This window comes from Streptomyces sp. NPDC048111, from assembly GCF_043202815.1.
Taxonomy (GTDB): Bacteria; Actinomycetota; Actinomycetes; order Streptomycetales; family Streptomycetaceae; genus Streptomyces.
Genome location: NZ_JBIDBD010000072.1, coordinates 1 through 1,453, shown reverse-complemented (window position 1 = coordinate 1,453; position 1,453 = coordinate 1). Strand labels below are relative to the sequence as shown.

General features: G+C 56.0%; 1 rRNA gene. It reads right to left on the bottom strand.

The annotated features are described in order from the left end of the window. Window positions 1-57 precede the first annotated feature (57 nt). Window positions 58-1,453, bottom strand: a 23S ribosomal RNA gene (locus ACGF3I_RS35235); the annotation flags it as partial.

The following is a 1,453-nucleotide window of genomic DNA, read 5'->3' as shown; positions in this document are numbered from 1 at the left end:
CTTCAGGGCATGCGGGAGTTCATTGCTTCAGAACAAACACAGTGGACGCGAGCAACTGAGGACAAGCCCTCGGCCTATTAGTACCAGTCAGCTCCACCCGTTACCGGGCTTCCACATCTGGCCTATCAACCCAGTCGTCTACTGGGAGCCTTACCCTCTCAAGGAGGTGGGAACACTCATCTCGAAGCAGGCTTCCCGCTTAGATGCTTTCAGCGGTTATCCTTTCCGAACGTAGCCAACCAGCCATGCCCTTGGCAGGACAACTGGCACACCAGAGGTTCGTCCGTCCCGGTCCTCTCGTACTAGGGACAGCCCTTCTCAATGTTCCTGCGCGCGCAGCGGATAGGGACCGAACTGTCTCACGACGTTCTAAACCCAGCTCGCGTACCGCTTTAATGGGCGAACAGCCCAACCCTTGGGACCGACTCCAGCCCCAGGATGCGACGAGCCGACATCGAGGTGCCAAACCATCCCGTCGATATGGACTCTTGGGGAAGATCAGCCTGTTATCCCCGGGGTACCTTTTATCCGTTGAGCGACGGCGCTTCCACAAGCCACCGCCGGATCACTAGTCCCGACTTTCGTCCCTGCTCGACCCGTCGGTCTCACAGTCAAGCTCCCTTGTGCACTTACACTCAACACCTGATTGCCAACCAGGCTGAGGGAACCTTTGGGCGCCTCCGTTACTCTTTAGGAGGCAACCGCCCCAGTTAAACTACCCATCAGACACTGTCCCTGATCCGGATCACGGACCGAGGTTAGACATCCAGCACGACCAGAGTGGTATTTCAACGACGACTCCACAACCACTGGCGTGGCCGCTTCACAGTCTCCCACCTATCCTACACAAGCCGAACCGAACACCAATATCAAACTGTAGTAAAGGTCCCGGGGTCTTTCCGTCCTGCTGCGCGAAACGAGCATCTTTACTCGTAGTGCAATTTCACCGGGCCTATGGTTGAGACAGTCGAGAAGTCGTTACGCCATTCGTGCAGGTCGGAACTTACCCGACAAGGAATTTCGCTACCTTAGGATGGTTATAGTTACCACCGCCGTTTACTGGCGCTTAAGTTCTCAGCTTCGCCACACCGAAATGTGACTAACCGGTCCCCTTAACGTTCCAGCACCGGGCAGGCGTCAGTCCGTATACATCGCCTTACGGCTTCGCACGGACCTGTGTTTTTAGTAAACAGTCGCTTCTCGCTGGTCTCTGCGGCCACCCCCAGCTCAGAGAGTAAATCTCATCACCGGTGATGGCCCCCCTTCTCCCGAAGTTACGGGGGCATTTTGCCGAGTTCCTTAACCATAGTTCACCCGAACGCCTCGGTATTCTCTACCTGACCACCTGAGTCGGTTTAGGGTACGGGCCGCCATGAAACTCGCTAGAGGCTTTTCTCGACAGCATAGGATCATCCACTTCACCACAATCGGCTCGGCATCAGGTCTCAGCCTT